The organism is Rothia mucilaginosa ATCC 25296 (assembly GCF_000175615.1).
Classification (GTDB): domain Bacteria; phylum Actinomycetota; class Actinomycetes; order Actinomycetales; family Micrococcaceae; genus Rothia; species Rothia mucilaginosa.
The window spans coordinates 33,186-47,387 of record NZ_ACVO01000015.1; the positions used below are offsets into that span (position 1 = coordinate 33,186).

General features: G+C 60.1%; 11 protein-coding genes, 1 tRNA gene and 1 riboswitch. Of the genes, 7 read left to right on the forward strand and 5 right to left on the reverse strand.

The window, feature by feature from the left end; translation table 11 throughout:
• Window positions 1–96 precede the first annotated feature (96 nt).
• From ROTMU0001_RS03675 to ROTMU0001_RS03685, 3 genes are all read right to left on the reverse strand, one after another.
• Window positions 97–1,596 (reverse strand): sensor histidine kinase, encoded by a 1,500-nt coding sequence (locus tag ROTMU0001_RS03675; protein ID WP_005508187.1) that lies wholly within the window; start codon window positions 1,594–1,596, stop codon window positions 97–99.
• A gap of 1 nt (window position 1,597) precedes the next feature.
• Window positions 1,598–2,302, reverse strand: coding sequence for a response regulator transcription factor (locus ROTMU0001_RS03680; RefSeq protein ID WP_005504528.1), 705 nt, complete (start codon window positions 2,300–2,302; stop codon window positions 1,598–1,600).
• Between the two features lie 74 nt (window positions 2,303–2,376).
• Window positions 2,377–2,649, reverse strand: coding sequence for a hypothetical protein (locus ROTMU0001_RS03685; protein ID WP_005504529.1), 273 nt, complete (start codon window positions 2,647–2,649; stop codon window positions 2,377–2,379).
• Window positions 2,650–2,790: 141 nt separating this feature from the next.
• Between ROTMU0001_RS03685 and ROTMU0001_RS03690 the strand changes: the two genes are divergently transcribed.
• The 3 genes from ROTMU0001_RS03690 to ROTMU0001_RS03700 all read left to right on the forward strand — a co-directional run bounded on the left by ROTMU0001_RS03690 (window position 2,791) and on the right by ROTMU0001_RS03700 (window position 5,893).
• Window positions 2,791–3,525, forward strand: a complete 735-nt coding sequence (locus tag ROTMU0001_RS03690; protein ID WP_005508188.1) for a DUF3027 domain-containing protein — start codon at window positions 2,791–2,793, stop codon at window positions 3,523–3,525.
• Between the two features lie 210 nt (window positions 3,526–3,735).
• A complete protein-coding gene (locus ROTMU0001_RS03695) occupies window positions 3,736–4,440 on the forward strand; it encodes an iron-dependent transcriptional repressor DtxR (protein ID WP_044142303.1) in 705 nt (234 codons plus the stop codon).
• A gap of 606 nt (window positions 4,441–5,046) precedes the next feature.
• A riboswitch (cyclic di-AMP (ydaO/yuaA leader) is annotated at window positions 5,047–5,206 on the forward strand.
• A complete protein-coding gene (locus ROTMU0001_RS03700; RefSeq protein ID WP_005508190.1) occupies window positions 5,207–5,893 on the forward strand; it encodes a C40 family peptidase in 687 nt (228 codons plus the stop codon). It begins immediately after the preceding riboswitch.
• Window positions 5,894–6,060: 167 nt separating this feature from the next.
• Here the strand turns inward: ROTMU0001_RS03700 and ROTMU0001_RS03705 are convergent, their stop codons facing one another.
• On the reverse strand, window positions 6,061–7,089 hold the full coding sequence (locus tag ROTMU0001_RS03705; protein WP_005508191.1) for a DUF4031 domain-containing protein: 1,029 nt from the start codon (window positions 7,087–7,089) through the stop codon (window positions 6,061–6,063).
• Between the two features lie 174 nt (window positions 7,090–7,263).
• Between ROTMU0001_RS03705 and ROTMU0001_RS03710 the strand changes: the two genes are divergently transcribed.
• A tRNA-Arg gene (locus ROTMU0001_RS03710) sits at window positions 7,264–7,336 on the forward strand.
• 110 nt (window positions 7,337–7,446) lie between these two features.
• Here the strand turns inward: ROTMU0001_RS03710 and ROTMU0001_RS03715 are convergent.
• Window positions 7,447–8,304, reverse strand: a complete 858-nt coding sequence (locus tag ROTMU0001_RS03715) for a VOC family protein (protein WP_005508192.1) — start codon at window positions 8,302–8,304, stop codon at window positions 7,447–7,449.
• A 144-nt stretch (window positions 8,305–8,448) separates the two neighbouring features.
• On the opposite strand from ROTMU0001_RS03715, the gene ROTMU0001_RS03720 reads away from it, so the two are divergent.
• The 3 genes from ROTMU0001_RS03720 (at window position 8,449) to sucD (ending at window position 13,996) form a co-directional block, all read left to right on the forward strand.
• On the forward strand, window positions 8,449–11,421 hold the full coding sequence (locus ROTMU0001_RS03720; protein WP_005508193.1) for a UvrD-helicase domain-containing protein: 2,973 nt from the start codon (window positions 8,449–8,451) through the stop codon (window positions 11,419–11,421).
• 461 nt (window positions 11,422–11,882) lie between these two features.
• On the forward strand, window positions 11,883–13,049 hold the full coding sequence (gene sucC / locus ROTMU0001_RS03725) for an ADP-forming succinate--CoA ligase subunit beta (protein WP_005508194.1): 1,167 nt from the start codon (window positions 11,883–11,885) through the stop codon (window positions 13,047–13,049).
• A 29-nt stretch (window positions 13,050–13,078) separates the two neighbouring features.
• On the forward strand, window positions 13,079–13,996 hold the full coding sequence (sucD, locus tag ROTMU0001_RS03730; protein ID WP_005508195.1) for a succinate--CoA ligase subunit alpha: 918 nt from the start codon (window positions 13,079–13,081) through the stop codon (window positions 13,994–13,996).
• Window positions 13,997–14,202: the final 206 nt, after the last annotated feature.

Sequence of the window (14,202 nt, forward strand, 5' to 3'; positions counted from 1 at the left end):
CACCGCCGCGAGTTATCATCCCGCCTCCGGCGCACAGCAAAACCCCCGAACCGTAGAACACTCAAGTTCCACAATCCGGGGGTTTATGCATCAGCGCTACTTCATCAGCTGATCATCCGAGACGGGCGGCGGATAGAACGGCAAAGAAATCACGAAGGTAGCACCGCCACCATCGGTCTCTTCAATGTGAATCCTGCCCTCATGCTGTTCAATAATCGCAGCCACAATGGACAGACCCAGACCCGTACCGCCGGTCTCACGCGAACGTGAAGCATCGGTGCGGTAGAAACGCTCGAAGACGCGCTCGCGGTCCTCGCCGTGAATACCGGGGCCGTGGTCGCGCACCTCCAGCACGGACAGCGGGAAGCCGTGAACTTCTTCGCGTACGCCCACCGCAATCTCCAGGGGAGAGCCGTCGGGGGTGTAGCGCATGGCGTTGGTCAGCAGGTTCGCCACGACCTGACGCAGACGTGATTCGTCGCCGAGCACGGTTGCGGAGGTCGGCGCCACCTCTTCGTTCAGACCCACCAGGGACACCGCACGATCGGGTGCCGTAGCGTAGGCGTCGTTCGTAGCGTCCACCGCCAGGTTGAACAGGTCGAAGGGCGCCAGCTTGGATTCACGGCGCTCATCAATGCGCGCCAGGGTCAGCAGGTCTTCCACGAGCTGGCCCATACGCTTGGACTCCGATTCGATGCGGCTCATCGCGGTAGCAACAGCCTCGTCGGTCGGTAGCGCGCCCTGACGGTACAGCTCCGAGTAGCCTCGAATACTGACCAGCGGGGTGCGCAGCTCATGCGAAGCGTCACCCACGAAGCGGCGCATTTTCGCCTCGCTCTTCTCGCGGGCTTTGAAGAGCATTTCAATCTGGGTGAGCATCGTGTTCAGCGAAACCGCGAGGTTACCGATCTCGTTGCTGGGGTTGTAGTCCTCAATACGCTGAGAGAGGTCACCGGCAGCGATCTTGGCGGCGGTCTGCTCCACGCGAGCCAGCGGCTCGAAGGTGCGGGTCACAATCACCCAGGTCATCGCAATTGCGGAGGCGAGAGTCGCCAAACCAAACGCGAAGGTCAGCACACCCACGAGGGCGACCACCTGGTTCGTTTGTTTCAGCGGCATGGCAATAACCATGGATGCCGCCTCCGTCAGCCCAGAAGAATCTTTCGATTCAATGGGTACGGCGAGCACGCGCCAATCGGAGGAGCTGCCCACCGAATTGACGGTGACCGCCTCCTCGTTTTGCTTGCGAACCTTCTCTTCGGTCCAGCCTTGCAGCGCCGGCTCGCTGAACTGTTCGCTGTCCTCGGACTTGAGCGAGTACAGTACGTTGCCGTCCTTGTCGAGCAGGTACAGGCGGTAGGTGCTCAGGGATTGTTCCTGATTGCCGGAGGGGCGCACGGTCGCCAGCTGCACGAGTGAGGGGGCGCTGTTCTTCATCTCTTCATCCAGCTGGTGCACCATCTGGGCGCGCAGAGCGGAAATCGCCACCAGGCTCGTCACCGCAATGGAGAGGGCGATGAGCATGGAGGTGATGAGCACCAGCTGGGTGCGAAGGGAAAGAGACTGGGGGATCCGGTCGAGGGGTTTGAGCGCCACGTTAGCCTCGAGAACCGCGAATCATGTAGCCCACACCGCGCTTGGTGTGGATGAGCGGCTCGTGGTTTTCACGGTTGTTGTCGATCTTGCGGCGCAGGTACGAAATGTAGGACTCAACGATGGAGGAGTCGCCGTTGAAGTCGTACTCCCACACGTGGTCGAGAATCTGCGCCTTGGACAGCACGCGGTTAGCGTTGAGCATCAGGTAGTGCAGCAGGTTGAACTCGGTGGGGGAGAGGTCAATCTCTTCGTCACCGAGGAACACTTCGTGGGTGTCCACGTTCAGGGTGAGGGCGTCAACGCGCAGTACGGCGTCGTCCTCTTCCTGGACGCTGCGGCTACGGCGCAGAATAGCGCGGATGCGGGCGATCACCTCGTCGAGGGAGAAGGGCTTGGTGACGTAGTCGTCACCACCGGCACCCAGACCGGTCACCTTGTCTTCGGTGGCGTCCTTTGCGGTCAGGAACAGCACGGGGGTGGTGGTGCCGTTTTCGCGCAGGCGGCGGGTCACCTCGAAGCCGTCCATGCCGGGCATCATAACGTCCAGGACAATGAGGTCGGGATTTTCGGCGTGTGCCTTTTCGAGGGCTTCGCGGCCGTTGCCGGCGGTAACTACTTCAAAACCGGCGAAACGCAGGGAGGTGGCGAGCAATTCAAGAATGTTGAACTCGTCATCGACGACTAGGAGTTTTGCTTCAGCAGACATACTCTATCTTTCTCTCTGAATGGCAGGCTGTACTTGATAAGTGAATGATGTGTGTGAGCTTGCGGCTCAAATCTTTATGCCTTGTTGCGGCGCATGACCGACAGGATGAGTGCGGCCATGAGGGCGATAAAGGCGACGGGGAGGAGGACCAGCGGAATCTGGCTCATGAGGGCGGGCGGCGCTGCCCCAACCCACTTCATCACGAGCATGGCGACTCCGGTGAGCAGGCAAATCAGGGCGAGAAGCGCACCTGCCGCGCCGAGCCAACGGATAGCTCCGGCGTAGGGAAGGGGCGCGGGTGCCTGGTCTGCGGTACTGCGCGTGTCCTGTACGGGTTCATTACTCATAAATTTAACCGTATCAGCTCACACACAGCTGTTAATGGGTGAAGCCCCAGATTTAGCGGTTTGAGACTCAAATTCACAGCGTATGCGAAGCTTGGGGCGGGCGCCGCAATGTTTGCGCACGCGAGATGCTTTAATAGGGGTATGTCTGAACAGGTTATTGAACTGCTCCCCGAAACTACGCCCGCTACTGACGCGCCTGCAGAGTCCGTTGCGCCTTCTGCCGCGCCTGAGAGCACCGACGAGGGTAGCGCTGTACCTGCTGAGACTCAGCCCTCCGTGAACGCTGAGGAGACTGAGGCGGCTGATACGACCGCTGAGGAATCTGCTGCCGAAGAAACCGCACAGAACGAAGACTCCACCCCCGACCCCTTCACCCCGCTGGATGAAGAGGTGGGTGCCCCCTCCCTGGGTGTTCCGCACAAGCTGCGCCGCACCTCCAAGGTGGACGAGATTCTTGCCGCCGCCAAGGATGTGGCGTTGCAGGGCGTTCAGGAAATCGCCCCGGCACACGCTATCGGCCTGGTGCACCACGTGCGCGCCGAGGAAGAGCGTCTGAGCACTCACCTTTTCGAGTGCACCCTGCCCGGTTACCGCGGCTGGTTCTGGTTCGCGACCCTCTCGCGTGCGCCTCGCTCCCGCGTGGCAACGATCTGCGAGGTGGGCCTGCTGCCCGGCGACGACGCACTGATTGCGCCGGATTGGGTGCCGTGGGCTGACCGCGTTCGCCCGGAAGACCTGGAGGAGAACACCGCGCAGGAGAACGCAGAGTCTGCTGAAACCGCTGAGGCAGAGGAATCTGCTGAGCCCGCAGAGAACAAAGCGGAAGAGAACGAATCTGCCGTGGAAGAAACCGCTGAGGCTGAGTCCGCAGAATAAGCCTACCGTCTACTCCTCTTAATAAGGGGTGGGTTAGCAAAAGCGTATATATCAAGGTGTCTTGAGTCGTCCAATGAGTTTTCATTGGACGACTCAATGACTTAAGCCGTGGCAAAAGCCGCTGAAAAAGTACATAATAGATTATTGAATTAAGTAACGACTTAGGCAGTGCTATCTAAGTACTGTTGCGGTGATAGCTGGGAGAGATATATGACAGACCTCATCGATACCACAGAGATGTATTTGCGCACCATCCTCGAACTGGAGGAAGAGGGCATCGTCCCCATGCGTGCGCGCATCGCTGAACGACTCGAGCACTCCGGCCCGACCGTTTCCCAGACTGTGGCACGCATGGAGAAGCACGGCCTGCTCACCGTTGAGCCGGACCGCCACCTCGAACTGACCGAGGAAGGCCGCCACAAGGCGGTCGAGGTGATGCGTAAGCACCGCCTGGCTGAGCGCCTGCTCTCCGACATTATTGGTCTGGAACTTGAGTACGTGCACGAAGAGGCATGCCGCTGGGAACACGTCATGAGTGACAAGGTGGAGAAGCGCATCCTGGAGATGCTTAAGGACCCCAAGTTCTCCCCGTACGGTAACGCTATCCCCGGCCTGGAGGATCTGGGCCACACTAGCGAGAAGAACGACGAGCGTACCGTGCCCATGTCCCTGGCGGCACGCGACTCCGGTCCCGAGGACCGTTTCACTATCTCTCGTTTCCCTGAGTCCATTCAGACTGACATTGAGTTGCTGAAGCTGCTGGCTGACGCAGGTATTGTCTACGGCGCTTCGGTGTCCGTGGTTGCTGGCCAGGACGATGACGTGATTGTTCACGCTGACGGTGAAGAGGACACCCTCTCCCTGGATATGGACGTGGCAAACGCAATTGTGGTCAAGCGCGGCGGCAACCTCTAAGCTCTAAATTCTGAGAATCCGCTAACCCAGTTCACGCTAAACGGTGGTATCGCCTTCCTTAGTGGAGGCGGTGCCGCCGTTTTTGTGCGCGTGTTAGGGCTACTCGGTCTTGCGGGGAGGTTTTGGGGAGCTGAGGTGCCTGGTGGGTGGGGTATTTCAGAGTTTGGTCATGTGCGTGGGCGCATATACTCCTCTCTCAGAGTTTTAGCAACTGCGCTTGAGTGCATTTTTCGGGTTTTTCGCTTAAATCTAAGGTTGAAACTGAGGGAAACGCCGATGTTTGAGCAATCTCTGAGAATGGACATTTAAGAGATAAGGGTCATTTTTAAGAGTTTTGAACCCTGTCCTTAAGGGGTGCTGGTGCATTAAAAGCGAATGTGCATCCTTGTGAAATGCCTAGTCAAGTGCCTTAAAAGGTAGATAAGGGTTCCGTTGAGAGGGGGTCAAATGCCTGGAGTGCCAAGTTTTCCCCCAGGGTGAAAGTCCAAAATTTAAGCCCGAATGAAGTGACAACTGGGAGTTTTCTGTGTATTCTCGATTTGTGCCCAAATCCTCATCGTAAGAGAGCACCGTCGAAGCAGTTCCGCTGAGTTCTGCCAACGCTTCGATGTACGTCTACCCAATATGGCAGAAGCGGGGGACCCAATCCCCAAGCTGGGATACGGCATCTCAATCGAGAAGCCTCGGGGCTAAGTCACTTCGGTGGCCGAGCGAATCCATGCTCGAGCCCGACAGCTCACCTCGTCAGGCAATGGAGGAATTACCAATGGCTAAGAAGATTGTACGTACCGCAGGTGCAACCCTCGCAGCAGGCGCAATCCTGCTCGGCTCGACCGTTCCCGCGAACGCATTCGCACAGATCCCCGCTGCGGCTGATCTGTCCTACGACTACACCAACTACGAGTTCGACTACACCAGTTACAACACCCCCGCAACCACCTACGTTGCACCCCAGGCTCAGGCACAGCAGACCTACGTTGCTCCCGCAGCAGCTCCGGCACCCGCAGCTGAGACCACCTACGTAGCACCCCAGGTTGAGACCCAGCAGGCTTACGTTGCACCCGTTGCAGCACAGACCGAGGCTCCCGCAGCTTCCTCCGCTTCCACCGGTAACGCATCCCGCGACGCAATCGTTGCAACCGCAATGAGCGGTCTGGGCGGCGCATACGTTTGGGGCGGCAAGACCTTCGGTGCATGGGACTGCTCCGGCTTCACCTCCTGGGTTTTCGCTCAGCACGGCATCAAGCTGACCGCTTTCACCTACGCAATGAAGAACGAGCTGCGCCCGACCGCTAACCCCCAGCCCGGCGACATCGTCTTCCAGAACGGCTACAGCCACGTTGGTATCTACCTGGGCGACGGCAAGATGATCTCCGCTCTGAACCCCACCAACGGTACCCTGGTGCACCCCACCTCCTGGATGTCCGTTGACGGCTACTACACCGCTCTCTAAGCCTTAGCGCATAAGAGCTGGGTCTAGCCCAACATACTTCTCAAAAGGCGCCTACCCCGCACGGGGTGGGCGCTTTTTGCGTACCCGAGAGATTCTATGAAAATACCGCCGAGAACGCGCCTTAGTATGGGTGCATTCTCGGCGGTATGTGTTTTAGGTGTATGCGGCTAGGACGCGAGAGCCTGCAGAAGCCCCTGCGGGTCCTGTGCCCACTCGCTGAGCTCTGCCTGCAGATTAGTCTGCGCGGGCTCCTCCCAGAGCTGTAGAGCCTGTTCGGAGAGGAAGATACGCTTACGCCCCAGGATCGAACGCAGGAAGGTCGTACGACCGGTGCGGAACGCCTCATCGTCAAAATGGGAGTACTCGCTACGCACCCCGCGCAGGTAGCGGCGGTAGCGTGCCGAATCAGCCGCCAGGATAGCCATATCGGCATCGAGGAAAAACTGAATATCCGCCGGCTCATAGCCCGCCGGTAGGTCAACAGACTCGGGCAACTCGTGGGTTGCCGTGGCATGCACCAGAAGGCACACCATCTGCAGCTCGTCACCACTGAGCAGGCCCGCGGTAACCAGCGGCTCCAGGGAGATGCTCGCCAGCTGCTCGCTACGGCGCTCATCCTCACCCGGTGCGCCCTCATAGACCGCGTCGTGGAACCACGCCGCCAGAACCAACGCCAGGGGAGTAGAACCCTGCATGCGGTGTGTGTAGAGGCGGTCCAGGTCGGTGAGCATCTGCGAAAGGTGCCCGCTGTGGTGGTAGGCGCGGTGCGGCTGCTCCCACGCCTGCAACAGGCTCTCACCCAGCTCCGCCACCTGTGCCGTGAGCTGAGTCCGCAGCTCGGCAGGAGCCTCCACATGCTTGAGACGGGGTGTATTAAGGCGGGGCGCAAACGCCGCCTCCCAGGCGCGAAGCAGGCGCGGGCGAATCTTCTCGGGGCGTTCCTTCAAGGGAATCCGCAGACCGCTGGCAATGAGCGTGCGAGTTAGCTCCGCACCGCTGAGCTCAACCGCGCCCGCCCGCACCAGCTCGTCGTAGAGGTGTGCCGGCACGTCGTAGTGGTCGCGGTCGAAAGCACGCACACTGATGCCCGCCGCTGCGGCGAACTCGTGCAGTTCCGCCAGGGATACATCGGAGATGAGGTGTGAGAAGACGGTGCCGTGTGCGGGCCAGGTGGGCGGGTCAATGTAGATGCTCATTCGTACATTGTAGGAGCGGTTCTGCTGCCGGGTGCGGGTGTCCTCAGGCGGTGAACACTGGCTGGGGCAGGGATTGGGGCAGGGGATGGGCGAGGCGCGGTTGCGGGTGGATGCTGGCGGCTTGGGCGGGCTGTGCGGACTCGCGGTGCGGGGTGCTTTATACTGGATAGGTACGCCCTCGTAGCTCAGGGGATAGAGCACTTCTCTCCTAAAGAAGGTGTCGGACGTTCGAATCGTCTCGGGGGCACACAGAACCGGTAGTCACGCCGGTACGAGAAAACCGCCCGTCGCTTGCAGTAGCAGGCGCGGGCGGTTTCTCTGTTTCTGCACGTAACGAGCACTCAAGAAAACACGTTGTTATAGCTGAGACAGGTCAATCTTGCCCATCAGCAGGATCTTCTGGCGAGCGGCCTTATCCGCCATCAGCTCAGCAATATTGTGCGGGACAACCTGCCAAGAAATACCCCAGCGATCTACACACCAGCCGCAACGCTCCGCCTCAGGTATAGCCGAGAGCTGCTCCCAATAGTAATCAATCTCCTCCTGGGTACGGCACAAAAGAACTACCGAAACCCCCGGCGTGAATGTGAAATCGTGGAAAGTACCGGAATCAGTAGCCGCCATCCAGGTGCCGTGCAGGTTGAAGTCGGTAAACATGACCGCATCTGCCTCAAAGGGGCTACCTTCCGGATAGTGGTACAGGGTGCCGCGGCGGGCATCATCAAACATGGAAATCCAGCCGTTGGTGGCTTCCTCTGCATTGCCGTGATTCGTGCCGCCAAACATGAAAGAAGGCACGACGAAGGGTCGCGGGTCCCCTGCAGGATTGGTAAGCATCAGCTGCCAGGTCATACCAAAACGATCACGCACCCAGGCGTAGCGTGGGGAGAAAGGATACTCACCCAGTTCCATCAGCACACCGCCGGTACTTAGCTCTTCGTAGAGTTCATCGAGGTATGCTTGCGCCTGCGCCTCACCGCCGAAGAGGAGCGGGTCAAAGTTTAGGATGCAACTGATGGACTGGTTCGGGACGTACCGGTCATCACCGTTAATGAGCGAGAGCTGGAAGCCGTGGATGCTTAGAGTCGTGAGTCCGGGCACCTGTTCCATGATGGAAGCATCGCGAAAAACCCTGGTATAGAACTGTGCGGCTTCGTCGGCTGAGCCATTGCACCATAGGGCTATTGAGAGGCTCGGAGGTAAGGTCTGGGTCATGCGGTCATCCTAGCATGACTATTCTGTGCCACCGGTGTGCCGTTGCCGATTTAGGCTGTGAGGCTGATTGACCGAACGGGTGGGAGCCGCGGAGTAAATGCGGTAGCATGGAATATCGAACGTGTATTCTAGGCAGCGAGGTAGATGATGAGCGACAAGCCCGAACAGCAGAAGCAGCCCTTCACCGAACAGGACGGCCTGTTCGCCGCCGAACTCGTCACCCCCGCAGCACCGGTAGCGGATGATGAGCCGCCCTTCGACCCCTACTACGACGTACCCCCTGCCGAGGACGACTACTACGCCCCTCCCATGGACGCCGCAGTGATGAATGCTCCGGTGATGGAGGCGCCCGCACAGGACATACCCGCCGCCCTGCCCACCGGCATGCCCGCCTACGGTGCCCCTGCTACCAGCGCGCCCATTCCTGAACCCGGCGCACCCGCAGCCTTCACCGCCGCAGACCCGCTCGGCGACTTCATGCCGCCCGCCTACCGAGTCGGCGGCTACGGCGATGACTTCGACCCCGCCGACCCCTACGGCGAACGCACCCATAGCCTCAACGCTGTAGACCCCGCCTCCCTCACAGCCGGACTCAACGAACGCCAGGAAGAAGCCGTGCTGCACTCCGGCTCGCCCCTGCTCATCGTCGCGGGCGCCGGCTCCGGCAAGACCCGCGTGCTCACCCACCGCATCGCCTACCTGCTCGCAACCCACCGCGCGACCCCCGGCCAGATTCTCGCCATCACCTTCACCAACAAGGCTGCCGCCGAAATGCGTGAACGTATTGAGGCGCTGGTCGGCCCGCGCGCCAAGCACATGTGGATTTCTACTTTCCACAGCTTCTGCGTGCGCGTGCTGCGCCGTGAGGCCGCCGCCCTGGGTCTGAAGTCCACCTTCACCATTTACGATTCGACCGACTCGCAGCGTCTGCTGAGCCTCATCATTAAAGAGCTCAACCTGGACACCAAGAAGTTCACCGCCAAGGCCGTGGGTAACCGCATCTCCGCGCTGAAGAACGAGCTGGTCAGCGCCGAAGCGTACGCATCCCGCGTGGCGAGCGATAACCCGTACGAGAAGACCATCGCGCAGATCTACACCGTCTACACGCAGCGTCTGCGTGCCGCCAACTCCCTCGACTTTGACGATCTGATTGGCCGCACCGTCTTCTTGCTCAAGAAGTTCCCCGAAATCGCGAACTACTACCGCCGCAAGTTCCGCCACATCCTCGTGGACGAGTACCAGGACACTAACCACGCCCAGTACCAGCTGGTGCGTGAACTGGTCGGCGCCCACACGAAGGCACCGGCTGATCGCGGCCCCTACCCGGACGCCGTGCCCCCTGCCGAGCTGACCGTGGTGGGTGACTCCGACCAGTCCATCTACGCTTTCCGCGGCGCGGATATCCGCAATATTACGGACTTTGAGAAGGACTACCCGAACGCCCACACGATCCTGCTGGAACAGAACTACCGTTCCACACAGAACATCCTCTCCGCGGCGAATGCGGTCATCGAACGTAACCCCGACCGTCGCCCCAAGAAGCTGTGGACCGCCTCCGGCGCGGGCGCGAAAATCATCGGTTACGTCGCCGAATCCGAGCACGCCGAGGCACGCTACATCACCCGCGAAATTGACCGCCTTGCCGATGAGCACGGCGTGCAGCCCGGTGACGTCGCAATCTTCTACCGCACCAACGCGCAGTCCCGAACCCTCGAGGACATGCTCATGCGTGCCGGCCTGCCCTACCGCGTGGTCGGTGGTACCCGCTTCTACGAGCGTAAGGAAATCAAGGACGCTCTGGCGTACCTGCGCGCCCTGAGCAACCCCGATGACGACGTGAACGTGCGCCGCATCCTCAACGAACCCAAGCGCGGTATCGGTGCCAAGTCTGAGTCCGTGGTGGCGGAGTACGCGAGTGCGAACCGCATCTCTTTCTACGTCGCCGCACGCCAGGCAGCCGACATCCCCGCCCTGGGTGCCGCCGCGGTCAAGAAGTACGCCGAGTTCGTGCGCCTTATGGACGACCTGGCGCAAATTGCCCGCACTGAACCCGCCGCAACCTGCCTGGAAGCGGTCCTGGAGCAGACCGGGTACCTGGCGGCCCTGCGTGCCTCCAAGGACATTCAGGACGAATCGCGCGTGGAGAACCTCTCCGAGCTGCTTGACGCCATGGTCGAGTTCGAGACCGAGAACCCCGGCGCCGACCTGGAGCAGTTCCTCGAACACGTGGCTCTGGTCGCTGATGCTGACTCGATCCCGAACCGCCCCGCCAGCGCGGAGGGTGAGAACGCCTCCGCCGCACAGATTGCCGCCGAAGCCGCCGAGGCGAAGGCGCAGGGCATGGTCACCCTCATGACCCTGCACACCGCCAAGGGTCTGGAGTTCCCCGTGGTGTTCCTGACCGGCATGGAGCACGGCCTGTTCCCGCATCAGCGTGCCCTGACCGATGAGAAGGAAATGAGCGAGGAACGCCGCCTGGCGTACGTGGGTCTGACCCGCGCCATGGAGCGCCTGTACCTGACCCGCTCGGAAACCCGCACCATGTGGGGTAAGAGCCAGTTCAACCCGCCCTCGCCCTTCCTGGAGGAGATCCCGGAGGAGCTGATTGAGTGGAAGCGCACCGCCGGTTTTTCGGGCTTTGGCGCCTCCGGTATGGGCGCGTATGGCGCTCGCGGCGGAGGTTCCTATGGCGGCAGCTCCTACGGTAACTCGTACGGTGGCGGCTATTCGGGCGGTTCCCGTTCCGGCTACGGTTCTGGCGGCTACTCCGGCGGCTATGGCTCGGGTGGTTACAGCTTTGGTGGCTCGCGCGGCTCCTACGACCCCTACGAGTCTCGCCCCGCACGCCGTTCTGAGCCGTCCACCGCGGATATTAATGGCTCGGCAAGCTACGGGCTGGCGGCGGCGGCCTCGAAGGTGACGAACCGTTCCCGTGTGCACCAGAGCAAGGAAATCCCGACTCTGGCGGTCGGCGATACCGTGCGCCACACCAAGTTTGGTGAGGGCCGCGTGCTCGCCGTTGAGGGTAGCGGCGATAAGACCGTGGCGAAGGTCCGTTTCGGCTCGGAAGAGAAGCGCCTGCTGCTGCGTTACGCGCCGCTGGAGAAGGTGAGCTAACGCGTCAGGTGTGAGAACCTAACAACGTCGATGGAGGGGCGGGCGCCTAAGGGTGCCCGCCCTTCTTTTGCGTGCTGTGCCGGGCGTGTTGTCCGCCTGCTGAGAAGGTGGCCGGGGCTTTGCAGAGCACGGCGGTAAACGCCGCATTTTCACCGGTATTTCGCGGCGGATGGGGGAGTGCTAGTTCGGGTTAGTTACCCGGTGCACAGCCTTTGGGTGGAATGTACCCAAAATATTTGTGAGCTGAGTCGCTAAAATCTCAGATTTGGGGCTCTGTGAGTGCGAGCTCACGCCGAATCCGATAGAGTAGAGACGAGAGAAATTCCCCGCGTCAATGATGCGTGTGCGCCGGGTGCGAGAGACCCCTATCGCACCGTACTGACCACACGGGGGAACCTCCTCTAATGAGACCAGGCCGAGTGCACCAGTACTCGGCACCACTTCGAAGAAGAAGGACACCTGTGGACCTTTTCGAATACCAGGCGCGCGAGCTCTTCGCAAAGCACGGTGTACCCGTGCTCAAGGGCATTGTTGCGACCACCCCTGAAGAAGCAAAGGCAGCAGCTGAGGAAATTGGCGGCCTGACCGTCATTAAGGCTCAGGTTAAGACCGGCGGCCGCGGTAAGGCTGGCGGCGTTAAGCTCGCAAAGTCCCCCGACGAAGCTTACGAGCACGCTAAGGCAATTCTCGGCATGGACATCAAGGGCCACACCGTTCACCGCGTGCTGGTCGCTGACGGCGCAGACATCGCCGAAGAATACTACTTCTCCCTCCTGCTGGACCGCGCAAACCGCTCCTACCTGGCAATGTGCTCGGTAGAAGGCGGTATGGAAATTGAGCAGCTCGCTGCTGAGCGCCCCGAGGCACTGGCAAAGATCGAGGTTGACCCGCTGGTCGGCCTGGACCAGGCTAAGGCTGAGGAAATTGCTAAGGCAGCAGGTTTCTCCGCAGAACTGCAGGAGAAGGTTGTTCCCGTTCTCGTCAAGCTGGGCGAAGTCTACACCAAGGAAGACGCAACCCTGGTTGAGGTTAACCCCCTCGTTCTGACCCCCGAGGGCACCATCCTCGCTCTGGACGGCAAGGTCTCCCTGGATGACAACGCAGAATTCCGCCAGCCCGAGCACGAGGCTCTCGTGGACAAGTCCGCTGAGAACCCGCTGGAAGCTAAGGCAAAGCAGTTCGACCTGAACTACGTGAAGCTGGACGGCGAGGTCGGCATCGTTGGTAACGGTGCAGGTCTGGTTATGTCCACCCTGGACGTCGTTGCATACGCTGGCGAGAACCACGGCAACGTCAAGCCCGCAAACTTCCTTGATATTGGTGGCGGCGCGTCCGCTGAGGTTATGGCTGCTGGCCTGGAAATCATTCTGGGCGACGAGCAGGTCAAGAGCGTTTTCGTGAACGTCTTCGGCGGCATCACCGCATGTGACGCAGTGGCAGACGGCATTGTGAAGGCTCTGGAGATTCTGGGCGACGCAGCAACCAAGCCCCTGGTTGTGCGCCTGGACGGCAACAACGTTGCTGAGGGTCGCCGCATCCTCTCCGAGGCGAACCACCCGCTGGTTGTTCTGGCTGAGACCATGGACTCCGGCGCTGACAAGGCAGCAGAGCTCGCTCACAAGGCGTAATCGCCAGCAAAGGATTTCAAGGAAGTAATATGTCTATCTTTGTGAACAAGGACTCCAAGGTCATCGTTCAGGGCATCACCGGTGGCGAGGGTACCAAGCACACCGCACGCATGCTCGCAGCAGGCACCAACATTGTGGGCGGCGTGAACGCTCGCAAGGCTGGTACCACCGTCACCCACAAGGCGAAGGACGGCTCCGACATCGAGCTGAACGTGTACGGTTCCGTAGCTGAGGCTATGGAGAAGACCGGCGCGAACGTCTCCATCGTCTTCGTTCCCCCGGCCTTCACCAAGGCAGCAGTTCTCGAGGCTATCGAGGCTAAGATTGGCCTCGTCGTCGTCATCACCGAGGGCGTCCCGGTTCAGGACTCCGCAGAGTTCTGGGCAGCTGCTAAGGCATCTGTGGACGAGAACGGCAAGCAGATCACCCGCATCATCGGCCCCAACTGCCCCGGCATCATCTCCCCCGAGGAGTGCCTGGTTGGTATTATCCCGGCGAACATCACCGGCAAGGGCAAGATTGGTCTGGTTTCCAAGTCCGGTACCCTGACCTACCAGCTGATGTACGAATTGTCTGACATTGGTTTCACCACCGCTATCGGTATTGGTGGCGACCCCATCATCGGCACCACCCACATCGACGCTCTGGAAGCTTTCGAAGCTGACCCCGAGACCGAAGCAATCGTCATGATTGGTGAGATCGGTGGTGACGCTGAGGAGCGTGCTGCTGAGTACATCAAGGCAAACGTGACCAAGCCCGTCGTTGGGTACATTGCAGGCTTCACCGCTCCTGAGGGTAAGACCATGGGCCACGCAGGCGCTATTGTCTCCGGTTCCTCCGGTACCGCTCAGGCGAAGAAGGAAGCTCTGGAAGCAGCAGGCGTGAAGGTCGGTAAGACCCCCTCCGAGGCTGCAAACCTGATGCGCGAAATCTTCGCAGCGAAGTAAACAGCATAGTATTGCGGCAGATGCCGGTAGTCGAAAGACTGCCGGCATCTTCGCGTTAAATCAGGTTTTGAAAAAAGTTCAGTGAGCTGAAGAGCCTATTTTGTTATATATATCATGCGAAACAAATGAAAAGTCTATGCTGAAGGACTATACAATAGAACGCATTGAGCCTAGTCAGATTGTTATACCAGCGGGCTCTATCTATA